Genomic DNA, 26,182 nt, shown 5'->3' with positions numbered 1-26,182 from the left:
ATTTAGCCCCAAACGCTGGAGATCTCATCATCCCAGTTGCGGCCGGAGTACATGGTTTCAGACCGGAGATCGTTGTTCGCATTGCCAGCCCGATAGATAAGCCTGTATCCGCCGTAGTTGAGATCGTTGTAAAAGTAGACGTAAGGGGAGGCAGGGTCCGCAGCCGCGCCAACCACGATGGAACTCGCCTTGTCATTTGGGGTATCGCCGACGTACGAGGTGACCCAGTTGAAGGTGCGCGGGGTTCCCAGGAACCAATATCGTCGTAAAAGCAAACGCGGGCCGTGGAGCAGGCAGGAGCGGCTTGAGCTGCGCTCACTCCTGTCAGGACCGAGGCTGACGCTACTGCCAAAACACCTGCTGAGCGAAGTACTGCTTTCATGATTTCCCCAATGCTCGAGTTGAATCGGAACAACTTTGTTCCTCCACAAACGGTAGGTCTCCAAAAGCACCACCTAGACGCAAAATGGCTCATCTAGGTGGTTGATTTCATCAAATTTGAGTGGTCAGATCGCCAAAATAGGTGGTGTGAGCACTCCATCTAGGTGCTCAGCGATGGGCCCAAGCGGGAGGGATGTGAGCGAGGGTGGGGAAACGGAACGACGTCGGCACCCGGGTGAGTGCCGACGTCGTCGGATGTTGCTGCGGTCGTGAACGCCTGGGTCAGCCGCCGATAAGCGGCGACCCGATGAACGGATCAACGGCAAGTGCGATGAAGAGCAGCGTCAGGTAGCTGATGGAGCCGTGGAAGACCTTCATGGCGCCCTTGTTGGAGACGTCGCCACCCTGGGCCCGCTTGTAAAGGGCGTGGCTTTCGTAAAGGAACCACGCACCGGCGGCCACGGCGACGATGGTGTAGACCCAACCGGCCCCACCTACGGGGATCATCAGCAAGGAGCAGGCGACCATGGCCCAGGCGTAAAGGACCACCTGCACCGAAACCACCTTGGCGCCCGCAATGGCTCCCAGCATGGGGACGTTGGCGTTGCGATAGTCCTCGCCGTAGCGCATGGACAGCGGCCAATAGTGCGGGGGCGTCCACAGGAAGATCACCATGAACAGGACAATTGCGGGCCACTCAACGGTGTTGGTCACCGCAGCCCATGCAATGAGCACGGGGAAGCAGCCGGCGGCGCCGCCCCACACGATGTTCTGTGCTGTGCGGCGCTTGAGGATCATGGTGTAGATGACCACGTAGAACACGATGGCACCCAGTCCGAGCCACGCAGAGAGCGGGTTGGCGCCGAACCACAGGATGGCGATGGACGCGGCGCCGAGGACCCACGCAAAGACGAGGGCCTCACGCGGGCTTACTTCGCCAGTTACCAAGGGACGCTTTTCGGTGCGGTGCATCAGTTTGTCGATGTCGCGGTCGATGTAGCAATTGAACACGCCGGCGCTGCCTGCTGCAAAGGCGCCGCCCACGAGGGTCGCCAGGATGAGACCGATGGACGGGAAGCCGCGCTGGGCGAAAATCATGGTGGGGAGGGTGCTGACCAGGAGCAGTTCGATCACGCGGGGTTTGGTCAGTGCCAGATACGCCTTTAATTTACGGGAAGTTCCGATGCTCCCCCGGGCCGGGGAAGCGTTCACGGGCGTATCAGTTGTGCTCACGGCGGCAGTCACTCTGTTCTATGCTCTGGGGTTCTCGCAGCGGATGTTCGTCCCGGTCGTTGAAGCAAACGTGGGCGCATGAACCGCTGGTGGCCTCCAAATATCATACCGTGGACGGAAGTGGCCCGATGTCCGCAAAAAACGTCAATGTTTCCGAATCTTCACGGCCGGCGGAGGCAATCGTGATTCATATAAGGGAATTTCTGTCCAGTTAGTGGGATTCCCTGAGTTCCGCGACACGTTTGGGGCTAAGCTGGTCAGCAGAACAGCACACGTTGATCATCCGGGAAACCGTATTCTCGGATATCCGTGGGTCTGGATGAGAGATCAACGTTTCAATGGTGAACGGCTGGTAGACACATTGCAGCGGGCGCCATCCTGTGCTTCCTGCGTGCCGTGTCCATACGCCTGCCGTCAGCACAGAGAGGGGCTCGGTTTTCGTGCCACATTTGGAAGAGCAAGAACTGTCATGGACCGATCTGGACAAGAAGGCTGTTGACACCGTTCGCGTGTTGGCCGCCGACGCCGTGGAGAAGGTCGGCAACGGCCACCCCGGTACGGCAATGAGCTTGGCTCCGGCAGCATACTTGCTGTTCCAGAAGCTGATGCGCCACGATCCCAAGAACCCGGACTGGCTTGGCCGCGACCGGTTCATCCTGTCCCCCGGTCACACCTCGCTGACCCTGTACATCCAGCTGTTCCTCTCCGGCTACGGCCTGGAGCTGAAGGACCTCGAAGCGCTGCGTACTTGGGGTTCGCTGACGCCGGGCCACCCGGAGTACAAGCACACTGCAGGTGTGGAAATCACTACCGGCCCCTTGGGCCAGGGCCTGGCCTCCGCCGTCGGCTTTGCCTACTCGCAGCGCCGCCAGCGTGGCCTGTTCGACGCCGATGCTCCCGCCGGCGAGTCGCCGTTCGACGACACCATCTGGGTCATCGCCTCCGACGGCGACCTTCAGGAAGGCGTCACCTCCGAGGCCTCCTCGCTTGCCGGACACCAGGAACTGGGCAACCTCGTAGTGATCTACGACGAGAACCACATCTCCATCGAAGACGACACCGACATCGCGTTCACCGAGGACGTCCTGAAGCGGTACGAGGCTTACGGCTGGCACACGCAGCGCGTCGACTGGACCAAGACCGGCGACTACGTCGAGGACGTCCAGGAACTGTACTCGGCGCTGCTCGCAGCGAAGGCTGAGACCAACAAGCCGTCGATCATTTCCCTGCGCACCATCATCGGCTACCCGGCCCCGAAGAAGCAGAACACCGGCAAGATCCACGGTTCCGCCCTCGGCGCCGAGGAAGTTGCCGCACTGAAGACGGTGCTCGGTTTCGACCCCGCCAAGTCCTTCGACGTGGACGAAGAAGTTCTGGCCCACGCCCGCAAGGTCCTCGACCGCGGAGCCGAGTCACGCGCCGCCTGGCAGGAGTCCTTCGAGGCCTGGCAGTCCGCCAACCCGGAGGCCGCAGCCCTGCTGGAGCGCGTGGAAGCAAAGAAGTTGCCGGCCGAGCTTGACGCCGCACTTCCGGTCTTCGAGGCAGGCAAGGAAGTCTCCACCCGCGCAGCCTCCGGCAAGGTCCTGAACGCCATCGGCCCCGTCCTTCCCGAACTTTGGGGCGGCTCCGCCGACCTCGCGGAGTCGAACAACACCACCATCGAGGACTCACCGTCGTTCATTCCGACGTCACGTTCCACGGACGCCTGGAAGGGCAACCCCTACGGTCGCGTCCTCCACTTCGGTATCCGTGAGCACGCAGCGGCATCGATCGTGAACGGGATTTCCCTTCACGGCCGTACCCGTGCGTTCTCCGGCACGTTCCTGATCTTCAGCGACTACCAGCGCCCCGCCATCCGCCTTGGCGCACTGATGGGCGTTCCGTCCCTGTACGTCTGGACGCACGACTCCATCGGCCTTGGTGAAGACGGTCCTACCCACCAGCCGGTGGAGCAGCTCGCTTCCTTGCGCGCCATTCCCGGCCTGGACGTTGTCCGCCCGGGCGACGCCAACGAGGTCGCTGCAGCATGGAAGACCATGCTGGAGAACCACGAGAACCCCGCTGGTATCGTGCTGACCCGTCAGAACATTCCCACTTACGCCCGCGGTGAAGGCGACGCCACCGGCGACACCTTCGCATCCACCGCCGGTGTGGCCAAGGGCGGCTACGTCCTGGCCGAGGCCTCCAAGGATGGCGAAACCGTTGACGCGCAGGTCATCCTGATCGGCACCGGCTCCGAAGTCCAGCTCGCTGTTGCAGCCCGCGAAGCACTCCAGGCCGAAGGCATCGCTGCACGCGTTGTCTCCATGCCGTGCGTTGAGTGGTTCAAGAAGCAGGACGAGGCTTACCGCGAATCCGTCCTGCCCGCAGCAGTGAAGGCCCGCGTCTCCGTGGAAGCCGGCCTGGCTCTGGGGTGGCGTGAATTCGTGGGCGACGCCGGTCGTTCCATCTCCCTCGAGCACTTCGGCGCCTCGGCTGACTACAAGCGGCTCTTCAACGAATTCGGCATCACCGCCGAAGCCGTTGCGGCCGCCGCCAAGGACTCCCTCGCAGACGCCTCCGCGTAACAGCCTGATACCTCACAACAGGAGAAATCACATGTCTACAACTCCCACGCAGCAACTCTCCGACGCCGGCGTTTCGATCTGGCTCGACGACCTCTCCCGCACGCGCTTGGAAACGGGCACCCTGCAGAAGCTCATCGACGAGAAGAACGTCGTTGGCGTTACTACCAACCCGTCGATCTTCCACGCCGCCATCACGGCCGGCACGGACTACGACGCAACCATCGCAGCCAAGGCCGCAGCCGGTGCCAGTGTCGAAGAGACGATCTTCGAAATCACCACCACGGACGTTGCCGACGCCTGCGATCTCTTCGCACCGGTTGCCGCAGCCACCAACGGTGTGGATGGCCGCGTTTCCATCGAGGTGGACCCCCGCCTCGCCTGGGACACCGAGGGCACCATCGCTGAGGCCAAGAACCTCTACGCGAAGGTCAACAAGGACAACGTCCACATCAAGATCCCCGCTACCCTTGAGGGCCTCGAAGCCATTACGGCCACCCTGGCCGAAGGCATCAGCGTCAACGTAACGCTGATCTTCTCCCTTGAGCGCTACCGTGCGGTCATCAATGCCTTCCAGTCGGGCTTGGAGCAGGCCAAGGAGAACGGCCACGACCTCTCCAAGATTCACTCCGTAGCCTCGTTCTTCGTATCCCGCGTGGACACCGAAATCGACAAGCGCCTGGATACCATTGGAACCGAAGAAGCCAAGGCACTCAAGGGCAAGGCCGGCGTTGCCAACGCCCGCCTGGCCTACCAGGTCTACGAAGAGCTCTTCTCCACCGAACGCTGGGCAGTGCTGGCTGAGGCAGGCGCGCTCCCCCAGCGTCCGCTGTGGGCCTCCACCGGCGTCAAGGACCCGGCATACCCGGACACGCTCTACGTCACCGAACTCGTTGCCGCCGGCGTGGTCAACACCATGCCGGAGAAGACCCTTGACGCGACCTTCGACCACGGCGTGGTTACCGGTGACACCATCACCGGTACGTACGACGAAGCAAACGAGACCCTCAACGCCCTCGAGGCACTCGGCGTCTCCTACAACGACGTCGTCAAGCTCCTTGAAACCGAAGGCCTTGAGAAGTTCGTTGCTTCCTGGAAGGAACTGCTCGCCGACGTCGAAGGCGCACTGGCCACCGCACGGAAGGCTTCCTAACCCACCATGAGCACACTCAGTTACGACGCCAGCGGTGCTGCGCAGCAAGCCATCGCAAAGCACATCGACAACCTGGTCGAAGACAGAATCGCCACCCGCATCTTCGCGAAGGACCACACATTGTGGGGTCCCGATGCGGAGTCCGAGTCGGCAATCCGTCTCGGCTGGGTAGAAGCCGCTACGGTCTCCCAACCGCTGGTCGGGGACATCCTGGAACTTCGTGATGCCCTTCGCTCCGAAGGCGTCTCACGCATTGTCCTCTGCGGCATGGGTGGGTCCTCCTTGGCCCCCGAGGTCATTGCCGGGACTGCTGGCGTCGAGCTGACTGTGCTGGACAGCACGGACCCCGAGCAAGTCAGTGCCGCTTTGGCCGACCGCTTGGCTGAAACCGCCATCGTTGTTTCCTCCAAGTCAGGATCAACGGTGGAGACCGACTCACAGCGGCGCGTTTTCGAGAAGGCGTTCAATGACGCCGGCATCGATGCCAAGAGCCGCATCATCATCGTCACCGATCCCGGTTCGCCGTTGGACAAGGCCTCCCGCGAGGCCGGATACCGCGCCGTTTTCAACGCGGATCCCAACGTAGGCGGCCGCTTCTCAGCCCTGACGGCCTTTGGCCTGGTTCCCAGCGGGCTGGCCGGAGTGGACATTCAGGCTTTCCTGGACGAGGCAGAAGAAGTTGCGGAAATCCTGAACGACGACTCCACGGACAACATCGGCCTGGCCTTGGGCATCGCCCTCGGCGGTACGAGCCCCCTGCGGAACAAAATCGTCATCGCCGAGGACGGTTCCGGAATTGTTGGTTTCGCTGACTGGGCTGAGCAGCTCATTGCAGAGTCCACGGGCAAGCTCGGCACAGGCGTCCTTCCGGTCGTCGCCGGTCCGGACTCACCTGAAGCCCTTGGCGGGGCTGAGGATGTCCTGGTCGTCCGGCTGGTTGGCGCCGATTCCGACGTCGAACTTCGCGAAAATGAGGTCGCCGTTGCCGGCGGTCTGCCATCGCAGATGTTCCTCTGGGAGTTCGCCACGGCAGTTGCGGGTCGCCTCCTGGGCATCAACCCCTTTGACCAGCCCGACGTCGAGGCCGCCAAGGTTGCGGCCCGTGGCCTGCTGGACGCCCGTCCCGAGCCCACCCCCGCGGCGTTCACGGACGGTGCCGTTGAAGTTCGTGGCGGTGACTGGCTGGGTTCGGCTGCCTCGGTGGCTGAATCCGTCCAGGCCCTGCTGGGACAGCTTGGCAGCGATGGCTACCTCAGCGTCCAGGCATACCTTGACCGCATCTCGCACGCTCCGCTTGAAGGGATCCGTGAGGAACTCGCAGCGGTCAGCGGGCGCCCGGTTACTTTCGGTTGGGGTCCGCGGTTCCTGCACTCCACCGGGCAGTTCCACAAGGGCGGTCCGGCCATCGGCGTGTTCCTGCAGGTCACCGCGGCATCCTCCACCGACCTTGAGATTCCTGAGCGTCCGTTCACCTTCGGGCAGCTCATCGCCGCCCAGGCCTCCGGTGACTCACAGGTCCTCGAAGGCCACGGCCGCCCGGTGCTGCGCCTTCACCTCACCGAGCGCGCCGCAGGCGTGGCTCAGCTTCAGGAAGTCGTCGCTGCGTTGGCCGGCCAGGCCAGCACACTCGAAAGCTAAGGCACTTAGACAAACATGCCAGAAACTGAAAACGGCAGGAAGAACGGGGCCCTGCGGAATCCTTTGAGGGATCCGCGGGACCGCCGCCTGAACCGCATTGCCGGGCCGTCGTCGTTGGTGTTCTTCGGAGTCACCGGCGACCTCGCCCGTAAGAAATTGATGCCCGCGGTCTATGACCTGGCCAACCGTGGCTTGTTGCCGCCGAGCTTCGCCTTGGTCGGTTTCGGGCGGCGCGACTGGGACAACGCCGATTTCGCGGCGGAGGTCAAGGAAAACGTCAAGGCACACGCGCGAACCAAGTTTGATGAAGGCGTCTGGGAGCAGCTCGCTTCAGGGATCCGTTTTGTTCAGGGCGAGTTCGACGACGACGACGCTTTCGAGCGTCTTGGCGACGTGCTCGATGAACTGGATGAAACCCGCGGTACGCGCGGCAATCATGGTTTCTACTTGTCCATCCCGCCGAAGGCCTTCGAGCAGGTGTGCCGGCAGTTGTCCAAGCATGGCTTGGCGCAGGCGCAGCCTGGTCAGTGGCGGCGTGTGGTGATTGAGAAGCCCTTCGGGCATGACCTTGAGTCCGCACGTCAGCTCAACGACATCGTGGAGTCCGTGTTCCCGCCGGATGCTGTGTTCAGGATTGACCACTACTTGGGCAAGGAGACGGTCCAGAACATCCTGGCTCTTCGCTTTGCGAACCAGTTGTTCGAGCCGCTCTGGAACGCCAATTATGTGGACCACGTACAGATCACCATGGCCGAGGACATCGGCACCGGTGGTCGTGCGGGTTATTACGACGGCGTTGGTGCTGCCCGCGACGTCATCCAGAACCACTTGCTGCAGCTTCTTGCCTTGACGGCGATGGAGGAGCCGATCTCCTTCAACGCCGATGACCTGCGAGCTGAGAAGGAGAAGGTCCTCGCCGCGGTCAAGCTGCCCGACGACTTGTCCACGCACTCCGCTCGCGGCCAGTTCACCGGTGGTTGGCAAGGCGGCGAGGAAGTCCTGGGCTATCTGGACGAAGAAGGCATTCCCGCCGATTCAAAGACCGAGACCTACGCTGCCATCCGGGTGGACATCAACACCCGGCGCTGGAACGGGGTTCCGTTCTATCTGCGTGCGGGCAAGCGTTTGGGTCGCCGCGTGACCGAGATTGCCGTGGTGTTCAAGCGTGCACCGAACCTGCTCTTCCGGGACCATGGCGAGGACGATTTCGGCCAGAACGCCGTGGTGATCCGGGTCCAGCCGGATGAAGGTGCCACGATCCGCTTCGGCTCCAAGGTCCCTGGTACGCAGATGGAAGTCCGGGATGTGACCATGGACTTCGGCTACGGGCACTCTTTCACCGAGTCCAGTCCGGAGGCGTACGAACGACTCATCCTTGACGTGCTCCTGGGCGAGCCGCCGCTGTTCCCCCGGCACCAGGAAGTGGAACTGTCCTGGAAGATCCTGGATCCCTTCGAGGACTATTGGGCCAGCCTTGATGAGCAACCGCAACCCTATGCACCCGGCAGCTGGGGACCGGCCTCGGCCGATGCCCTGCTGGCCCGTGACGGACGAACCTGGAGAAGGCCATGATCGTAGATCTTCCCGATACCACTACCTCCAAGATCTCCAAGAAGATCACGTCGCTGCGCGAACAGGGCGGCGTGATCGCCCTGGGCCGGGTCCTGACCCTGGTGGTGGTGACGAAGTCCGGGCTGGAAGAAGAAGCCATCGAAGCGGCCAACGAGGCCAGCCGGGAGCATCCCTGCCGCATCATTGTCCTCGCGGACGCCGGGGTTGAGGGTCCGGACCGCCTTGATGCGCAGATCCGCGTTGGTGGCGACGCCGGTGCGTCCGAGGTCATCGTGCTGCGGGGCCACGGACACATGGCCCACGAAAGCGAATCACTGGTCGCGGCCCTGCTGCTTCCGGACGCTCCGATTGTGGCCTGGTGGCCGCATGGGGCCCCGGAGAGCGCTTGTGAGACCTCGATCGGGCGTATCGCCCACCGGCGAATCACGGACTCGGCGAACGAGCCCGATCCCCGCCTGGCGCTGGAGAACATCCGTGCCACGTACAAGGCCGGCGATACCGACCTGGCGTGGACGCGCCTGACCAACTGGCGCATGCAGCTGGCAGCTGTCTTCGACCAGGTGGATGGCGACCCTGTCTCCGCGATCGCAGTGGAGGGTGCTTCGGACTCCCCGAGCACGCTGTTGCTGGCGGCATGGTTGAGCATGGCTTTGAAGGCGCCGGTCACGATCGTTGCCGATCCAGCAGGTACGGGTATCCGCCGTGTCAGGCTTACCCGTGCAAGTGGCGATGTCCAGTTGTTCCGTCCGGGCTTGTCCGTGGCGGAACTGACCCAACCTGGCCAGCCGGCGCAACGCATCACGCTCCCCCGCCGCAGCCTGAAGGATTGCCTCGCAGAGGAACTTCGGCGGCTGGATCCGGACGAAGTCTTCGGAGAAGTGATTACGATGGGACTGCCACTTACCAGCCAGAGGAGAGTCCAAACCAGTGCACGCTGACCCAAGAGTAAGCATCCACCCCGACTCAAAGGTGTTGATGGCCGCCATTGCGGCCCGACTCATCACCAAGCTAGTGGATGTCCAGGACAAGCACGGCGAGGCCACTGTGGTCCTGACAGGCGGAACGGTGGGCATCGGCACACTCAAAGCCGTGGCCGACTCTGCCGCAGCTCCAGCCGTGGACTGGTCCAGGGTCAACTTCTGGTGGGGTGACGAGCGATTCGTGGCCGCCGACAGCGACGACAGGAATACACGCCAGGCGCACCAGGCGCTGCTGTCCCACCTGCAGGTGGACCCCTCCCGGGTCCACGAACCAGGCTCAGCGGATCAATTCGCCACCGCCGCTGATGCTGCTGCCGCCTACGAAGAAGAGCTCAGGGCGGCTGCTGAGGCCGAACATGCCGCGGACATGTCCGACGACAGGCCCGAAACTCCCGGGAAACTCCCGAGGTTCGACGTGCTGTTGCTCGGTGTGGGACCGGATGCGCATATCGCTTCGCTCTTCCCGGAGCAGGCCGGAATCCGTGAGAAGAGCCGCACTGTGGTCGGCGTCGAGAACTCACCCAAGCCGCCGCCGTCGCGCATTTCCTTGACACTGCCTGCCATTAACACTGCCCAGGAAATCTGGATGGTAGTGGCAGGCGAAGACAAGGCCGGTGCCGTCGGCCTGGCCTTGGCAGGGGCGAATCCGGTTCAGGTTCCTGCTGCCGGCCCTGTGGGTCGCTCCAGGACGTTGTGGCTCATCGACGAGAACGCGGCCTCACGCGTCCTCCAGCAACTGGTCCGAAAGGACCCCGCGGGCGCGTAACCGCTCCAACGCTCCGGCCAGGACAGCTTCGGCGTCCTGGCTGGAGCGTCTTTCTTTAACGTAATCCAGGTGGGATTTGTATAGCTCCTCATCAGTCCGGGGAGCTGCAGGGCGTCCCGGATCCCGTGATGCGGGCATTCCGCATTTGGGGCAGTCCCACGTTTGTGGAATTTGTTCGTCGGGAAGCTTAAGAAAAACAAGCCGCGTTTCGTGTCCCTTTGAACACCAATAGGGAACGCGAATACGCGGCAGCTGATCGCCCTGGCCGTGGTCACTGTGATTTCTGGCCTCGGATCCTTGGGCCACCCCTACGCGGGTACCCCGGTAACCTGGCGTGCCATGAACCATTTTCGAACCCCTCACGACTCGGTGGTCGGCCGTCACGGCCCTGGAGGCTTTGCAGCCAACAGGGTCAGTCTAATGCTGGGGGCCCGACGGCGGCACTGGTAGTTGGGTGCCGATCGGAACATGAAAATGGGGAGGCTCCCGTAAAGGAACCTCCCCCGCCCTGCGGTGACTAGGAGTCGCCGCCGGAGCTGAAGCGCATAATGAGTCCCAATCCGATGATCACAACACCCCACGTGATACCAAGAATGATGGTGAAGCGGTTCAGGTTGCGCTCGGCCACGCCGGAGGAACTCAATCCGGAGCTCATTCCGCCACCGAACATGTCGGACAAACCGCCGCCACGTCCCTTGTGCAGGAGAATGAGCAGCGTCAGCAGAAGGCTGGTGATGGCCAGCAGGATCTGCAGGATGACTTGAAGAACGTCCACGACGGCCTTTCGAAGAAGCGGAAAACGGGAGCCGGACTAGTCCGTGACGAGGTGGCTCTCGAACCTGACAATGTTAGCAAATTCAGCGGGGTCCAGGCTGGCGCCACCCACAAGGAGGCCATCGACGTCGGTTTCTGCCATGATGGCGGCAGCATTTGCGGCCTTGACTGACCCGCCGTAGAGCAGGCGCGTCTTGGCGGCGACGGCGTCGTTGAACAGAACAGCGAGTTCCGCGCGGATGGCGGCACACATTTCCTGCGCGTCTTCCGGGCCTGCGACTTCACCGGTGCCGATGGCCCAAACGGGCTCATAGGCAACGACGAGGTCTGCTGCCTGTTCGCCCGAGAGTCCCTCGACTCCGGCCCGTAACTGGGCAAGCGTGTGCTCCACGTGGGTGCCCGCCTGGCGGATTTCGAGCCCCTCGCCCACGCAGAGAACGGGAGTGAGGTCATGGTGGAAGGCCGCCTTGACCTTGGCGTTCAGGACCTCGTCTGTTTCGTTGTGGATGGTGCGACGCTCGCTGTGGCCCACCAGGACGTAGGAGCATCCCAACTTATTGAGGAACTGGCCGGAGATGTCGCCGGTGTAGGCTCCGGAGTCGAACTGCGAGAGGTCCTGTCCGCCATAGACGACCTCGAGCTCGTCACCCTGGACCAGCGTCTGCACACCGCGGAGGTCGGTGAATGGCGGGAACACGGCAACCTCGACGCGGTTGTAGTCGTGGTTCGCGTCGGACAGGGTCCACGCGAGCTTCTGCAGCAAGGTGATGCCTTGCACGTGGTCCATGTTCATCTTCCAGTTGCCGGCGATGAAAGGCCTGCGGACAAAGTTGCCGTTGGCAGAGGTAGTCACATGTACTCCAAGGGAATGCGTTGGGATGTTGAACGGCCAGCAGGACGCTGTGGCGTCCTGCCGGCCGGGTTGGTGCTTTAGCGGTCCAGGACGCTCAGTCCGGGAAGTTCCTTGCCTTCAAGGTATTCCAGGCTGGCGCCGCCACCGGTGGAGATGTGGCCGAACTGTGAATCGTCGAACCCGAGGGTCCGGACGGCTGCGGCGGAGTCGCCACCGCCGACCACAGTGAAGGCCACCGTGTCCGTCAGTGCCTGCGCGATGGCACGGGTGCCATTGGCGAACGCTTCGAACTCGAATACGCCCATGGGACCGTTCCAGAAGACGGTCTTGGCGCCTTCGATTTGCGCGGCAAAAGCGGACGCTGATTCCGGTCCGATGTCCAGGCCGATGCCGGAAGCGCCGAAAGCGCTGTCCTCGATGGCATCTGCCTTGACGACTTCGTGCTCGGCGTCAGCGGCGAAACGGCTGGCAACAACGACGTCGGTGGGAATGACGAAGGATGTGCCTGCGTCGGCGGCACGCTTGAGGTAGTCCTGGACGACCGGAATCTGGTCTTCCTCGAGCAGGCTGCCAGCCACCTTGTGGCCTGCGGCTGCAAGGAAGGTGAACAACATGCCGCCACCTACGAGAATGGTGTCAGCCTTGCCCAGGAGGTTATCGATGACAGCCAATTTGTCTGAAACCTTGGAACCGCCGAGGACAACCACGTAGGGACGCTGGGTGTCCGTGGTGAGTTTCCGCAGGACCTCTACCTCAGTGTGCACAAGGTCACCAAGGTAGGAGGGAAGCCGCTTGGCGACGTCAAAGACGCTGGCGTGCTTGCGGTGGACCGCTCCGAAGGCGTCGTCCACGTACGCTCCGTTGCTTCCCGTGAGGGCAACCAGCTCGTCAGCGAAGGTGCCGCGCTCGGCGTCGTCCTTGCTGGTCTCTCTGGCATCAAAGCGGACGTTCTCCAGGACGAGTACTTCACCGTCCTGCAAAGCAGCAGCGTGTTCCTTGGCGGAGTCGCCAACAGTGTCCGCAGCAAGCTGGACCTTGAAGTCCGCGAGTTCCGCGAGGCGCTCGACGGCGGGCTTCAGTGAGTACTTTTCTTCGGGTGCGCCCTTGGGGCGTCCGAGGTGGGCTGTTACGAGCACACGGGCACCGGCGTCCGAGAGCTTCTTGAGGACCGGGAGGGAGGCCTTGATGCGGCCGTCGTCGGTCACTGTAGAGCCGTCGAGCGGCACATTCAGGTCACTTCTGACCAGAATGTACCGCCCGCGGACACCTTCAGCGATGAGTTCGTTGAGGGTGTGAGATGTCATGTGTCTACCCTAGCCCAGCTTGGATGCAACGAGCTCCGTGAGGTCTACGAGGCGGTTGGAGTAACCCCACTCGTTGTCATACCAGGAAACAACCTTGACCTGGTTGCCGATGACCTTGGTCAGGCCCGAGTCAAAGATGGAGGACGCGGGATCTCCAACGATGTCGGAGGAGACGATCGGGGCGTCGGTGTAGGTGAGGATGCCGGCCCACTGCTCGGACTCGGCTGCGGCCTTGACGGCTGCGTTGACTTCCTCAACCGTGACCTCGCGGGAAACGGTAACGGTCAGGTCCGTGGCGGAGCCTGTGGGGACGGGAACGCGGATGGCGTAACCGTCGAGCTTGCCCTTGAGCTCCGGAAGGACCAGGCCGATGGCCTTGGCTGCACCGGTGGAGGTGGGAACCATGTTGATGGCTGCGGCGCGTGCACGGCGGAGGTCGCCGTGCGGGCCGTCCTGCAGGTTCTGGTCAGCCGTGTAGGCGTGGACCGTGGTCATGAGGCCACGCTCGATGCCGAAGGCGTCGTTGACTACCTTGGCCAGCGGGCCGAGGCAGTTGGTGGTGCAGGAGGCGTTGGAGATGATGTTGTGCGCTGCGGGATCGTAGAGATCCTGGTTGACGCCCATGACGATGGTGATGTCTTCGTCGCTGGCAGGAGCGGAGATGAGGACCTTCTTGGCGCCCGCGTCGATGTGCTTCTGGGCGGCTGCGGCCTTGGTGAAGAAACCGGTGGATTCGATAACGATGTCAACGCCGAGGTCGCCCCAGGGAAGGTTGGCGGGATCGCGCTCTGCCAGGACCTTGATGGACTTGCCGTCGACTACCAGGTTTCCATCGACAACTTCCACACTCTGGGTGAGGCGTCCACCGACGGAGTCGTACTTCAGGAGGTGGGCGAGGGTCTCAGGGCTGGTGAGGTCGTTGACTGCAACGATCTCAAGGTCAGCGCCCTGGGCCAGCGCTGCGCGGAAGTAGTTACGGCCGATGCGGCCGAAGCCGTTGATACCAATACGGGTGGTCACTATGTGTCAATCTCCTTGGTGCTCTTGCAAGCACGCCTAGTGAGTCGGATCAAATATTTCCAACTAACAGACCCCGCACGTCGTTGGGCAGAGGTGATTATCAGATCGGAGGGCGACCAGCCACGTTGCTGAAGGCTAACCGCCTTCCGTGATCCATCTTACGTTTAACTAAGCCTGCCCCCGCAACTGCGGAGGCAGGCTTTTCAGCATTTCGGCCCAATTCACGCAAAAAGTGACTTTTGTTACATCCGCGTGAACCGGAACTCACCAACTACAGGACAATGAGGCCCGTTGCGTTGGTACGGGCTGCTTCAAAACGCTTGGCGACGTCGGCCCAGTTGGCAATGTTCCAGAACGCCTTGACGTAGTCAGCCTTGACGTTGACGTAGTCCAGGTAGAAAGCGTGCTCCCACATGTCCAGCATGAGCAGCGGGGTGGTGCCGACTGCTACGTTGCCCTGCTGATCGTAGAGCTGCTCGATGACAAGGTTTCCGCCGATGGGCTCGTAGGCCAGGAAGGCCCAGCCGGAACCCTGGAGGCCGAGGGCTGCTGCGGTGAACTGTGCACGGAAGGCATCGAACGAGCCAAAAGCGTCGTCGATGGCGGCAGCGAGTTCGCCTTCGGGCTTGTCGCCGCCATCCGGGGAGATGTTGTTCCAGAACACGGAGTGGTTGATGTGGCCGCCGGTGTGGAACGCGAGGTCCTTGGAGAGGCGGTTGATGTTGGCGAAGTCACCCTTGTCGCGGGCTTCGGCAAGCTGGGCGAGGGCGTTGTTGGCGCCTGCAACGTAGGCAGCGTGGTGCTTGCTGTGGTGCAGCTCCATGATCTTCGCCGAAATGTGCGGCTCAAGTGCTGCGTAGTCGTAGCCGAGCTCGGGCAGAACGTACTCTGTCACGAAATCCTCCAATGTAATGGACTAGCGTCCGGTTTGGTAACTCTCGTTATGTTCATCCGGCCGGCGGGCCAACCGGAAATCCTTGGGGAAGAAGCTGCTCTTGCCTCCCCCGGGAACAACCCGCGGGTGCCTCACAGTATTTCCTCCCTGCTGTCCCGATTCTATGGCTGCTTACTACTCGTCCATCATTTCGGGAGTCACATTTGCCTCAGTCCCGGGAATTCCGAGGTCCAGGGCGCGCTTGTCCGCCATGGCCAGGAGACGGCGGATGCGTCCGGCAATCGCGTCTTTGGTCATGGGCGGGTCCGCAAGACGGCCGAGTTCGTCCAGGCTGGCCTGCTTGTGGGCTACCCGGAGTTCGCCGGCGTATTTGAGGTGGTCCGGAACGTCGTCGCCCAGAATCTCAAGGGCACGGTCCACCCTGGCGCCGGCAGCCACGGCGGCCTGGGCCGAGCGGCGAAGGTTGGCGTCGTCAAAATTGGCCAGCCTGTTGGCCGTAGCCCTGACTTCCTTCCGCATGCGGCGTTCTTCCCAGACCATGAGGGCGTCATGGGCGCCCATCCTTGTCAGGAGGGCAGCGATGGTGTCTCCGTCCCGGATCACCACGCGGTCCACGCCACGGACTTCACGGGCCTTGGCCTGAATGCCAAGACGGCGGGCGGCACCCACCAATGCGAGTGCCGATTCCGGCCCCGGGCAGGTTACCTCGAGCGAGGAGGAACGCCCGGGTTCGGTGAGGGAACCATGGGCCAGGAAAGCGCCACGCCACACGGCTTCGGCGTCGGCTGCGGAGCCGTTGACCACTACTGATGGGAGTCCGCGGACGGGACGGCCGCGGCCATCCAGCAGGCCGGTTTGGCGCGCAAGGGCTTCCCCGTCGCGGACAACGCGGACCACGTAACGGCTTCCGCGGCGCAATCCGCCCCCCGAAACCACAATGATCTCGCTCTGGTGGCCGTAGACCTCGGCAATCGCGGCACGCAGGCGCCGCGCCGTGGAGGCGAGGTCGACTTCGGCCTCAATGACGATCCGGCCGGAAATGATGTGCAGTCCGCCGGCGAAGCGCAACATTGCAGAAACCTCCGCTTTGCGGACCGAAGATTTCTTGATGTCCAGCCGGGACAGTTCGTCCTTGACCGACGCAGTAAGTGCCATCGCGTATTCCTAACTGTTCCCGAAAATATCGTGGTAAGCCGCTGCCAGCAGCAATGGGTCATGGACTGGGCGGCGCCTCGACGCCCCTACTCTACCCAACACCACCTCAGCCCCGATCATCCCGGCAGCCTTTTCGAAGGCCTTGATGTCCTGGACCGCGGCGGGATCGGCAAGGACCACATCCACACTGAATTCGGGAGCGTAGCGCCGCAGTACGTCAAGGTGATCGGCAGCGGTCATCCCTGAGGTCTCTTTGGTTTCAACGTCCAGGTTCATGGTCAGGCAGCGCTTGGCCGCCGTGTCGCCGAGGGCCTGCCGCAGTTCGGGAAGCAACAGATGCGGCAGCACCGAGGTGTACCAGGAGCCCGGACCAAGAATGACCCAGTCAGCAAGTTCTATTGCGGTCAGGGCTTCCGTGCAGGCAGGAGCGTCCTCGGGAAACAGTTTGACCTCTTCAAGTTTGCCCGCGACCGCACACTTGGCCTGCCCCCGCACGGTATGCAGCTCATACCCGCCATCGGGCAGCTCCCTGCGGGCCTTTCCCTCGATGGTCAGCGGGATGCTGGACATCGGCAGAACCTGGCCGCGTGCGCCCAGGAGCGCCCCCGCCCATTTCAGGCCTGCCACGGTGTCCCCCAGGAGTTCCCAGAGGGTGACGATCAGCAGGTTGCCCATGGCGTGGTTGTCCAGGGACCCGCCCTTGGCCGAACCCGGCTTGAAGCGGTGCTGCATGACATCGCGCCACGTGCGGCCCCAGTCGGTGTCGTCACACAGCGCACTGAGCGCCATGCGCAGGTCGCCGGGCGGGAGGACACCGTACTCCTCGCGCAGACGCCCGGAGGACCCGCCGTCGTCCGCTACTGTGACAATCGCGGTCAGCTCCGAAGTGAGCAGCCGCAATGCCGAGAGGGAAGCGGCAAGGCCGTGCCCGCCCCCCAAGGCGACCACGGACGGACTCTTCTTCTGTTGGCTGCCGGGGACGCCCTTTGGCGGTATGAGGGGCAGCGGGCCCGTCAGGACCCCCACTACTCGCGTCCCAGGTCGCGGTGGGCGGTGGTAACGGTCACGCGGGGATACTGGGCAAGCCGTTTGGAAAGCTCGACGGCGACAGCCACCGAACGGTGTTTGCCGCCGGTGCAGCCGACGGCGAGGGTCGCATAGTGCTTGTTCTCCTGGCGGTAGCCATCCAGGACCGGTTCGAGCGCCTTGACGTACCGGTCGACGAATTCCTGGACGCCGTTGGCACCCAGGACGTAATCGCTAACGTCTTCGTCAAGGCCAGTGTGCGGACGCAGTTGCGGGACCCAGTGCGGATTGGGAATGAAGCGGGCGTCAGCCACGAAGTTGGCGTCAACGGGCAGGCCGTACTTGAAACCGAAGCTCATGACATTCAGTCGCAGGGTCACCGGTCCCGTATCACTGAAGAGCTCGGTGATGGCGGTGGCAAGGCCGTGGACGTTGAACTCGGAAGTGTCCAGGACCACGTCGGCGTGCTCGCGGAGTTCCCGCAGGACCTCCCGCTCGATGCCGATGCCATCGAGAATCCGGCCGCCGCCCTGCAGCGGGTGCGGCCGGCGCCCCTGCTCGAAACGGCGGACCAGGACGTCGTCCTTCGCATCGAGGAAGAGCACCCGGAACGTAATGCCGCTGGCGCTCAGGGCGCCCAGCGCCGTCTGGATGTCCGTGAACAGGTCCTTGCTGCGAACGTCCACCACCACTGCAAGCTTGGGAATGGACTTGGGTGCGTGGGAAACGATCTCAGCCAAGGTCCCCAGCATCTGCGGCGGCAGGTTGTCCACGACGTACCAGCCGTGGTCCTCCAGGGCATCGGAGGCAGTACTGCGACCCGCACCGGACATGCCGGTAACGACCAAAAGCTCCGCCTCCGGTGGCTTAACGGGCGTCAGGCCGTCCTGCTCCGTGCCGGACCCAGCCGTTGCCTCATCCATCAGTTGTCCCCGTTTCGTCGCAAAAGTGTCATAGCTGCGTGCGTCCCCCGCCGGACACGACGCAGTACACGTGGTCCCCGGCGCCGGATGCGGCAGCGGCCAAGTTCTTACCCTAGCTAAGATTCGATGATTTCGCCGGTGGTCATGTTCACGGCAGGCGCAGTTTCGCCGTCGTCGGCCGTTGAACCCAAGTGCTGGACTACGGCAGCTGCCAGGGCAGGGCCGATGCCCTTTGCTGATGTCAGCTCCTCCACCGAAGCAGCCTTGATCTTCTTGAGCGAGCCAAAATGCGCCACCAACGCCTTGCGTTTGGCCTCGCCCAGCCCGGGAACGCCGTCCAGGACCGAGACCGTCATGGCCTTGCCACGCTTTTGGCGGTGGAAAGTGATGGCGAAACGGTGGGCTTCGTCGCGGATGCGCTGCAGCAGGTAGAGGCCCTGGGAGGTCCGGGGCAGGATGACCGGGAAGTCGCTGTCCGGAAGCCAGACCTCTTCCAGGCGTTTGGCCAACCCCACGACGTAGACGTCGTCGATCCCCAGATCCGCGAGGGCGCGGGCGGCGGCGTTAACCTGGGGCTGGCCGCCGTCGACCACCACGAGGTTGGGCGGGTACGCGAACTTGGCCTTCGGTGCCGGTGAGGTGCCGTCCGACGGCGGTGCTTCGGTGACGCCGCTGGAGGCGGACCGCGTCGGGTTGACGATCTCGCCGGAAACGACAGGAACCTGGGCCGCCTTGTCCGTCAGGTAATGCCGGAACCTCCGTGTCAGGACGTCGTGCATCGCTGCGGTGTCGTCTGCAGCGGCGGCGCCGGTGATGGAGAACTTTCGGTAGTCGGCCTTTTTCGGGAGACCGTCCTCGACCACCACCATGGAGGCAACCACGTTCGTTCCCTGGACGTGGGAGATGTCGAAACATTCGATGCGCAGCAAAGGAACCGGAATGTCGAGGGCTTCCTGGAGTTCCTGGAGCGCCAACGAACGGACGGTGATGTCTCCTGCACGGCGCGTCTTGTGCAGCTTGAGTGCTTGCTCCGCATTTTCACGCACCGTGGACATCAACGCTGCCTTGTCGCCGCGCTGGGGAACACGGATGTCCACCTTGGCCCCACGCAATCCCCCCAGCCATTGCGTGAGTTCGGCGTGGTTGCTGGGGTTCTCCGGCACCAGGACTTCCCGGGGAATCCGGCCTTGGACCTCGCTGTCTTCCCCGTAAACCTGTTGCAGCAGGTGTTCAATGAGTTCCGGAGTGGTGGCGTCCTCGACCTTCTCCACAACCCAGCCCCGCTGCCCACGGACCCGGCCTCCGCGGACGTGGAAGACCTGGACGGATGCTTCCAGTTCGTCATCGTGGAGGGCGAAGACGTCGGCATCGGTGTCCTCGGCAAGGACCACCGCGTTGCGCTCAAAAACCTTGCGCAAGGCGATGATGTCATCCCTCAGCCCCGCAGCCTTCTCGTAATCAAGCTCAGCCACGGCCGCTGCCATGTCCTTTTCCAGCCGGCTGATGAAACGCTTGGCTTCTCCGCCCATGAAAGAACAGAAGTCTTCCGCCAGAACCCGGTGCTCCTCAGGAGTAACCCGTCCCACGCAGGGTGCCGAGCACTTGTCGATGTAGCCCAGCAGGCAAGGGCGGCCGCTGGCCTGGGCCCGCTTGAACACTCCTGCACTGCAGCTGCGGACCGGGAAGACCCTGAGCAGCGTGTCCATGGTTTCCCTGATGGCACCGGCGGTATAGGGACCGAAGTACCGTGTACCTTTCCGGCGTTCCCCGCGCATGACCTGCACCCGCGGAAATTTCTCGCCCATGGTCACAGCCAGGTACGGATAGGTCTTGTCGTCGCGGAAGACCACGTTGAAGCGCGGCTTGAATTCCTTGATCCACGTGTACTCGAGCTGCAGCGATTCCAGCTCGCTCCCAACCACAGTCCACTCAACGCTGCTGGCTGCATGGACCATGGCATGGGTCTTCGGGAGCAGCCCCGCGGGGTTGGCGAAGTAGGAGTTCAGCCTGGAACGGAGGTTCTTTGCCTTGCCCACATAGATGACCCGGCCATGGGGGTCACGGAAACGATAGACGCCCGGGGTGGTGGGAATTTCACCCGTGCGGGGCCGGTAACTTGATGGATCTGCCACAGATCCAGTCTAGTGAACCGGACCGACTCCCAAGTGCGCGGACAGCTGGCCAGAAGGCCTTAGTCCACCGACTTGCTCTGGTTGTAGCTCCCGGAACGTTCCTGGCCGCTGAGCAAGGCAATCGCATCCATGATCTTGTCCGTGACTTCCCGGCGCGCCGGCAGGGAATGGTCCGGTCCCGTCTTTTCAAAGTACAAGGGCTCGCCCACCTTCATGGTGAAGTGCTGGGGACGCACAGCGTTCTTGTCCGCCGGCTGCAGTTTCTCCGTGCCGATGAGGCCGACAGGGATCACGGGCGCACCTGTGGTCAACGCCAACCACCCGACGCCGGTCCGGCCCCTGTAGAGAATTCCATCCCGGGACCTGGTGCCCTCGGGATAGATGCCGATGCCTTTTCCGGATTCGAGGATATCCAGGAGGGTCTTGAGGGCCTGCACGCTGGCGGCCTGCTCGCCGCGCTCCACGGGAATGGATCCTACTGCTTCAAAAAACGACTTCATCACGGCACCCTTAACGCCTTTGGTGGTGAAGTACTCGGCCTTGGCAAAGAAGGCGACAGGACGCGGCATAAGGGCTTGCACTATCACGCTGTCCAGAAAGGAAAGATGGTTCGGAGCCACAATGAAGGGCCCGTTTTTGGGCACGTTTTCCAGCCCGATGACCGTTGGCCGGCAAGTGGATGAAATCAGTCCACGGGTTGTCCACCGGATCGCATCAAAGACTGCCATCGTTTTGTACCTCGCTAAGGGCCGTCGCGCGGACAGCATCAAGTTCTTCAATTCGCGTACGAAGTTCCAAGGCAGTCTTTACTACCGCCACGGCGCCGGCTTCTTCGAGCTCACCGTCGGGTGCGAAGCCCCAGCTGACACCGATGCAGTCCAAGCCATTGGCCATCGCTCCGGCAACATCCTGGTGGCGGTCCCCCACCATGACTGCCGGCTGGGATTGCAGATCGGCAAGCGCCGCGCCAACTATTTCGACCTTGCCAGGAGCTGTGTTCGCTCCCACGGACTCGTCGTCGGCCGCGCCCCGGATCGAAACAAAGAAACCGGCAATCCGGTGATGCTCAAGAACCAGCCGCGCAATGGACTGCGGTTTCTGCGTCGCTACCGCCACGGGCCGTCCGGTCTCGGCAAAGTGCTCAAGGAGTTCAAAGATGCCCGGGTAGAGCTTGCTTTGCCCAATGCCGGTTTCTTTGTAGTGGCGCCGGTAGCGGTCAATGGTTTCATCCACTAATTCAGCCGGGACGCCCGCCAGGTTCAGCAGGGAATCGCTGAGCTTGGGACCCACCATCGAATTCAGCACGGCTTGTTCCGGAACGGGACGGCCCATTTCCCGGAGGGCGGCCGAAATGCCGCCGGTGATACCGCCTGCAGGATCGACAAGGGTGCCGTCCAGATCGAATATTACGGGCACCTTTGTTTGAGTCACGAGGGTTAGTTTCTCACGAGTAGCGGCATGCCTGAAACTCGCATGCCGCTACCGGAATACTTCTACCCCAGAATTTCCGCGAGGAAAGTCGCAGTGTGGCTCTCGGTGGATTTGGCTACTTGCTCCGGCGTTCCGGTTGCAACAATTCGTCCGCCACCTGAACCACCGTTGGGACCAAGGTCAACAATCCAGTCCGCTGACTTGATGACATCAAGGTTGTGCTCGATGGTGATGACAGTGTTGCCCTTGTCCACCAGGCCCTGGAGCACCATGAGCAACTTCCGGATGTCTTCGAAGTGCAAACCGGTGGTGGGCTCGTCCAGAACGTAGATGCTGCGGCCGTTGGAACGCTTCTGGAGCTCTGCTGCGAGCTTCACGCGCTGTGCCTCGCCACCGGAAAGAGTGGTGGCAGGCTGGCCGAGACGGACATAGCCGAGTCCCACATCCACCAGGGTGTTCAAATGACGTGCGATCGGCGTGAAGGCAGCAAAGAACTCCGCGCCCTCCTCGATGGGCATGTTGAGGACGTCCGCGATGGTCTTGCCCTTGTAATGGACCTCCAGAGTCTCGCGGTTGTAACGGGCACCGTGGCAGACCTCGCACGGAACGTAGACATCCGGCAGGAAGTTCATTTCGATCTTCAGCGTGCCGTCGCCTGAACATGCTTCGCAGCGGCCACCCTTGACGTTGAACGAGAACCGGCCCGGCTGGTAACCGCGTACCTTCGCCTCGGTGGTCTCCGCGAAGAGTTTGCGGATGTTGTCGAACACGCCCGTGTAGGTTGCGGGGTTGGAGCGCGGCGTACGGCCAATGGGACTCTGGTCGACGTGCACCACCTTGTCCAGATGCTCAAGTCCTGCCACTGAACGGTGGCGTCCTGCGACCTGCTTTGCGCCGTTGAGCTTGTTGGCAAGGACTTTATAGAGAATCTCGTTGACGAGGGTGGATTTGCCCGAGCCGCTGACGCCTGTCACGGCAGTAAAGAGCCCCAAGGGGAACGTGGCGTCAACGTTGTTGAGGTTGTTCTCACGGGCGCCAACAACCTTCAGCTCGCGCTTCTTGTCGTACTTGCGGCGCTTTGCGGGAACATCGATCTTTCGACGGCCGGCGAGGTAGTCACCGGTCAGGGACTCAGTGTTGTCGAGGAGTTCCTTGTAGGTACCGGAGTGCACTACCTGGCCGCCATGCTCGCCGGCACCTGGTCCGATGTCGACCACCCAGTCGGCCTCATGAATGGTGTCTTCGTCGTGCTCGACGACGATAAGAGTATTGCCCAGGTCCCGGAGCCGGGTCAGTGTCTCGATAAGCCGGCGGTTATCGCGCTGGTGTAGCCCGATGGAGGGCTCGTCCAAGACGTAGAGTACGCCTACGAGTCCGGACCCGATCTGGGTGGCAAGACGGATACGCTGCGCCTCGCCGCCGGAGAGCGTCCCTGAAGGCCGTTCAAGGTTGAGGTACTCCAAGCCGACATCCAGAAGGAACGTCAGGCGGGCCTGGATTTCCTTCAGAACCTGGTTGGCGATCTGGGCTTCCCTGTTCGTCAGGGTCAGGCTGCCCAGGAAGGCTGCGCACTCCCGCATTGGAAGGGCGGCAACTTCGGCGATCGACTTTCCGTTGATCAGCACAGACAGCGACGCCGGGTTCAGTCGCGCTCCATTGCACTCCGGGCACGGAATTTGGCGCATGTATTCTTCGTACCGGTCGCGGGCCCAATCCGAGTCCGTTTCACCATGCTTGCGGTGAACGTACTGGATGGCGCCTTCGAAACCGGTGCTGTACTTCCGCTCACGCCCAAATCGGTTGCGGTACTGGACAACAACCTTGTGGTCCTTGCCATGCAGCACTGTGTTCCGGACGTCCTTGGGAAGCTTTTCCCATGGCGTCTTCATGGAGAAACCGAGTTCCTGCGCGAGACCTTCCAGCAGACGGTTCCAGTACTCAGTGGTGGCTGTGCCCAGGGACCACGGTGCAATGGCACCTTCACCCAGGGAAAGCTCAGGGTTGGGGACGATCAGTTCTTCATCAACCTCAAGCTTGGTTCCAATGCCGCTGCAGGCGGAGCAGGCACCGAAGGGGTTGTTGAAGGAGAAGGACCGGGGCTCGATTTCATCGATGGCCAAGGGGTGTTCGTTCGGGCAGGCCAGATTTTCTGAGAAGGCCCTGATTCGTGCCGGGTCCTCGGCGTCGAGATCAACGAATTCCACCAGGACGCGGCCTTCGGCCAGTCCGAGGGCGGTCTCTACAGAGTCGGTGAGGCGTTGGCTGATCTCATCCTTCACCACCAGGCGGTCAACTACGACCTCGATGGTGTGCTTGAACTGCTTGCCCAATTTGGGGGGATCGCTCAGCTGGACAAGCTCGCCGTCCACCCGGGCACGGGAGTAGCCCTTGGCTGTCAGCTCCTTGAAGAGGTCGACAAATTCTCCCTTGCGGCCACGAACCACCGGGGCAAGAACCTGGAAGCGGGTACCGGCTTCAAGTTCGAGCAACTGGTCTACGATCTGCTGGGGCGTCTGCCGCGTAATGGGCTCGCCACAAACTGGGCAATGCGGGCGTCCAACGCGCGCCCACAGCAACCGCATGTAGTCGTAGATTTCGGTGATGGTGCCCACTGTGGATCGTGGGTTCTTGCTGGTGGACTTCTGGTCGATCGACACTGCGGGCGAGAGGCCTTCGATGAAGTCGACATCGGGCTTGTCCACCTGGCCCAGGAATTGGCGGGCGTACGCGGACAATGACTCGACGTACCTGCGCTGGCCTTCGGCAAAAATGGTGTCGAACGCAAGGGACGACTTGCCCGAGCCGGAAAGTCCTGTAAAGACGATCATGGCGTCGCGCGGGAGGTCCAGATCCACGTTGCGCAGATTGTGCTCCCGGGCGCCCTTGACTACCAGCCGTGAGAGATCCGGCTTGGCTGGCTTGTTATCAGAAACGACGGAAGCGCTGTTCAGGGAATCGATGGCTGCATCTTCAGCTAAGGCTTTGGGCACCCACCAATGCTAATCGAAAACTTCTTCGAATTTCCATGTCGTGCCTCACATGCTACCGATCGGTATCAATCGGCGTCGTACGCAGCGGCAAAAAGCTGTACGGCTTCCGCGAAGGAAGCGCCCTGGGCCTTGGCGGCGGCCGCGTACTGCGCAGCGACCTCGGCCAGAGCACCCCAACGGTCGTCCCTGGCGCAGACCACAGTTCCGTTGCGGCCGTGCGTCGCAACAACCCCGGCAGCTTCAAGTTCCTTGTAGGCGCGCGCCACCGTGTGCGGGGCCACGTCGAGTATCCCTGCCAGGTTCCGGACCGGCGGAAGCTTCGATCCGACCGCAAGGGACCCTGAGTCAGCGAGTTCGATGATCCGGAGCCTTAACTGCTCAAAAAGCGCCACAGCGCTTCCGGCATTGGGCCGCCAATTTCCCGGGAACTCCCCTGCGGGAGTCACAACGAGCTCCCGGAAGGCGCTGGAGCCACCAATGGTGGTCGATCTGGATTACGTCCTTGGTCCATGCCGAGAATTAGACCAGCGCCATCCCCGCCGAACAAGCCATGCCGGCGTACGAACCCCGTTCGGCGCACAAATGATTGACCACTCACGCGTTTTTCCTCGCAACCGCGAAAATTCGACGGAAGGGGTACACCGTTCCGTGGCCTGTTGGCGGGTACGCCTCGCGAAGCAACGCCGCGTACTCCTTTTCGAAGGCGGCCGCATCGGGAGCCGTCAAGACAGCCAGGACTGGGCGAAGTCCTGTCCCCCTCACCCATTCCAGCACCGGGTCCTCGCCTTGCAGTACCTGCAGGTAGGTGGTCTCCCAAGCGTCAGCCGAGCAACCGGCGTCGAGCATGATGCCCAAGTAGTCCGCAGGAGTGCCGACAACGCCGTCGTGCCGGAGGACTCCTGCCAGTTGCTGCCTCCAACGGGAGCTTTCGGCCAATTCGCGCATCAGCGAGTGGGAGGCTGAGCTGAAATTCCCCGGAACCTGCATGGCGAACCAGGCCCCGGGCTTCAACGCCGAAAGCCAACCGCCAAGCATCTCCTGGTGTCCGGGAACCCATTGAAGGGCCGCGTTGGTGACCACGACGTCGGTATTGCCGTCCGGGCTCCAGTCGGCGATATCACGCTGCGTGAACTCCAGCCCGCCAAACTTTTCTGCCAGCGGGGCGGCCTTGGCAAGCATTTCGCCGGATGAATCGAGGCCCACGACGCGCGCCTCGGGCCAACGTTCTGCCAAGGTTGCTGTCAGGTTTCCGGGACCGCACCCAAGATCCACCACCTGGTGGGGATCCGTTGCCTGGATTCTTCCAACCAGGTCCTGGAACGGCCGGTCCCGATGGTTGCCGAACTCCGCGTACTTGGACGGATCCCACTTCACAAAAGCCTCCTCGAGCCG

The 26,182-nt window shown here is 62.5% G+C and carries 23 protein-coding genes; 6 read left to right on the top strand and 17 right to left on the bottom strand.

Annotation, left to right across the window (positions count from 1 at the left end):
- Positions 1 to 2: 2 nt before the first annotated feature.
- Positions 3 to 275 carry a hypothetical protein gene (locus N5P29_RS10710; RefSeq protein WP_262274969.1) on the bottom strand — a complete coding sequence of 91 codons (273 nt, stop codon included), beginning with the start codon at positions 273 to 275 and terminating at the stop codon, positions 3 to 5.
- Between the two features lie 388 nt (positions 276 to 663).
- Positions 664 to 1,626, bottom strand: coding sequence for a heme o synthase (locus N5P29_RS10705; RefSeq protein ID WP_262274968.1), 963 nt, complete (start codon positions 1,624 to 1,626; stop codon positions 664 to 666).
- A 428-nt stretch (positions 1,627 to 2,054) separates the two neighbouring features.
- Between N5P29_RS10705 and tkt the strand changes: the two genes are divergently transcribed.
- From tkt to pgl, 6 genes are read left to right on the top strand one after another with little or no spacing between them, the layout of a single operon-like run.
- Positions 2,055 to 4,181 (top strand): transketolase, encoded by a 2,127-nt coding sequence (gene tkt, locus N5P29_RS10700; protein WP_262274967.1) that lies wholly within the window; start codon positions 2,055 to 2,057, stop codon positions 4,179 to 4,181.
- 31 nt (positions 4,182 to 4,212) lie between these two features.
- Positions 4,213 to 5,331 (top strand): transaldolase, encoded by a 1,119-nt coding sequence (gene tal / locus N5P29_RS10695; protein ID WP_262274966.1) that lies wholly within the window; start codon positions 4,213 to 4,215, stop codon positions 5,329 to 5,331.
- Positions 5,332 to 5,337: 6 nt separating this feature from the next.
- Positions 5,338 to 6,969 carry a phosphoglucose isomerase-related protein gene (locus N5P29_RS10690; RefSeq protein ID WP_262274965.1) on the top strand — a complete coding sequence of 544 codons (1,632 nt, stop codon included), beginning with the start codon at positions 5,338 to 5,340 and terminating at the stop codon, positions 6,967 to 6,969.
- A gap of 15 nt (positions 6,970 to 6,984) precedes the next feature.
- Positions 6,985 to 8,541, top strand: coding sequence for a glucose-6-phosphate dehydrogenase (gene zwf / locus N5P29_RS10685; RefSeq protein WP_262274964.1), 1,557 nt, complete (start codon positions 6,985 to 6,987; stop codon positions 8,539 to 8,541).
- Positions 8,538 to 9,479 carry a glucose-6-phosphate dehydrogenase assembly protein OpcA gene (locus N5P29_RS10680; RefSeq protein WP_262274963.1) on the top strand — a complete coding sequence of 314 codons (942 nt, stop codon included), beginning with the start codon at positions 8,538 to 8,540 and terminating at the stop codon, positions 9,477 to 9,479. The genes zwf and N5P29_RS10680 overlap by 4 nt, the downstream gene beginning before the upstream one ends.
- Positions 9,480 to 9,516: 37 nt before the next feature.
- Positions 9,517 to 10,287 carry a 6-phosphogluconolactonase gene (pgl, locus tag N5P29_RS10675; protein ID WP_262274962.1) on the top strand — a complete coding sequence of 257 codons (771 nt, stop codon included), beginning with the start codon at positions 9,517 to 9,519 and terminating at the stop codon, positions 10,285 to 10,287.
- On the opposite strand, the gene N5P29_RS10670 is transcribed toward pgl, so the two are convergent.
- The 15 genes from N5P29_RS10670 to N5P29_RS10600 form a co-directional block, all read right to left on the bottom strand.
- The gene (locus N5P29_RS10670) at positions 10,240 to 10,635 is read right to left on the bottom strand and encodes an RNA polymerase-binding protein RbpA (RefSeq protein WP_262274961.1); all 396 of its coding nucleotides are present in this window, start codon (positions 10,633 to 10,635) and stop codon (positions 10,240 to 10,242) included. The two genes, pgl and N5P29_RS10670, sit on opposite strands and share 48 nt — an antisense overlap.
- Positions 10,636 to 10,804: 169 nt before the next feature.
- On the bottom strand, positions 10,805 to 11,062 hold the full coding sequence (gene secG / locus N5P29_RS10665) for a preprotein translocase subunit SecG (RefSeq protein WP_262274960.1): 258 nt from the start codon (positions 11,060 to 11,062) through the stop codon (positions 10,805 to 10,807).
- Between the two features lie 36 nt (positions 11,063 to 11,098).
- Positions 11,099 to 11,914: a triose-phosphate isomerase gene (tpiA, locus tag N5P29_RS10660; protein ID WP_262274959.1), complete on the bottom strand. Its 816-nt coding sequence runs from the start codon at positions 11,912 to 11,914 to the stop codon at positions 11,099 to 11,101.
- A gap of 77 nt (positions 11,915 to 11,991) precedes the next feature.
- The gene (locus N5P29_RS10655; RefSeq protein ID WP_262274958.1) at positions 11,992 to 13,218 is read right to left on the bottom strand and encodes a phosphoglycerate kinase; all 1,227 of its coding nucleotides are present in this window, start codon (positions 13,216 to 13,218) and stop codon (positions 11,992 to 11,994) included.
- Positions 13,219 to 13,227: 9 nt separating this feature from the next.
- Positions 13,228 to 14,238: a type I glyceraldehyde-3-phosphate dehydrogenase gene (gene gap, locus N5P29_RS10650; protein WP_262274957.1), complete on the bottom strand. Its 1,011-nt coding sequence runs from the start codon at positions 14,236 to 14,238 to the stop codon at positions 13,228 to 13,230.
- A gap of 271 nt (positions 14,239 to 14,509) precedes the next feature.
- Positions 14,510 to 15,133 carry a superoxide dismutase gene (locus tag N5P29_RS10645; RefSeq protein ID WP_144658766.1) on the bottom strand — a complete coding sequence of 208 codons (624 nt, stop codon included), beginning with the start codon at positions 15,131 to 15,133 and terminating at the stop codon, positions 14,510 to 14,512.
- A gap of 174 nt (positions 15,134 to 15,307) precedes the next feature.
- Positions 15,308 to 16,288 carry a DNA-binding protein WhiA gene (gene whiA, locus N5P29_RS10640; protein WP_018777554.1) on the bottom strand — a complete coding sequence of 327 codons (981 nt, stop codon included), beginning with the start codon at positions 16,286 to 16,288 and terminating at the stop codon, positions 15,308 to 15,310.
- A gap of 9 nt (positions 16,289 to 16,297) precedes the next feature.
- A complete protein-coding gene (gene yvcK / locus N5P29_RS10635) occupies positions 16,298 to 17,314 on the bottom strand; it encodes a gluconeogenesis factor YvcK family protein (RefSeq protein WP_262274956.1) in 1,017 nt (338 codons plus the stop codon).
- Entirely contained in the window at positions 17,314 to 18,237 is a 924-nt protein-coding gene (rapZ, locus tag N5P29_RS10630; RefSeq protein ID WP_144658764.1) for an RNase adapter RapZ, read from the bottom strand. The genes yvcK and rapZ overlap by 1 nt, the downstream gene beginning before the upstream one ends.
- 116 nt (positions 18,238 to 18,353) lie before the next feature.
- Positions 18,354 to 20,369: an excinuclease ABC subunit UvrC gene (uvrC, locus tag N5P29_RS10625; protein ID WP_262274955.1), complete on the bottom strand. Its 2,016-nt coding sequence runs from the start codon at positions 20,367 to 20,369 to the stop codon at positions 18,354 to 18,356.
- A 59-nt stretch (positions 20,370 to 20,428) separates the two neighbouring features.
- Entirely contained in the window at positions 20,429 to 21,097 is a 669-nt protein-coding gene (locus N5P29_RS10620) for a lysophospholipid acyltransferase family protein (RefSeq protein ID WP_262274954.1), read from the bottom strand.
- Positions 21,084 to 21,800, bottom strand: coding sequence for an HAD hydrolase-like protein (locus tag N5P29_RS10615; protein WP_262274953.1), 717 nt, complete (start codon positions 21,798 to 21,800; stop codon positions 21,084 to 21,086). Before N5P29_RS10615 ends, N5P29_RS10620 begins: the two co-directional genes overlap by 14 nt.
- A 62-nt stretch (positions 21,801 to 21,862) precedes the next feature.
- Entirely contained in the window at positions 21,863 to 24,790 is a 2,928-nt protein-coding gene (gene uvrA / locus N5P29_RS10610) for an excinuclease ABC subunit UvrA (RefSeq protein WP_262274952.1), read from the bottom strand.
- Between the two features lie 65 nt (positions 24,791 to 24,855).
- Positions 24,856 to 25,236, bottom strand: a complete 381-nt coding sequence (locus N5P29_RS10605; protein WP_144658759.1) for a GntR family transcriptional regulator — start codon at positions 25,234 to 25,236, stop codon at positions 24,856 to 24,858.
- A 148-nt stretch (positions 25,237 to 25,384) separates the two neighbouring features.
- Positions 25,385 to 26,164 (bottom strand): trans-aconitate 2-methyltransferase, encoded by a 780-nt coding sequence (locus N5P29_RS10600; RefSeq protein WP_262274951.1) that lies wholly within the window; start codon positions 26,162 to 26,164, stop codon positions 25,385 to 25,387.
- Positions 26,165 to 26,182: the final 18 nt, after the last annotated feature.

The organism is Paenarthrobacter sp. JL.01a, assembly GCF_025452095.1.
Classification (GTDB): domain Bacteria; phylum Actinomycetota; class Actinomycetes; order Actinomycetales; family Micrococcaceae; genus Arthrobacter.
Note: the sequence above shows the minus strand (reverse complement) of the source record. Positions and strands in the feature narration are given on the sequence as shown.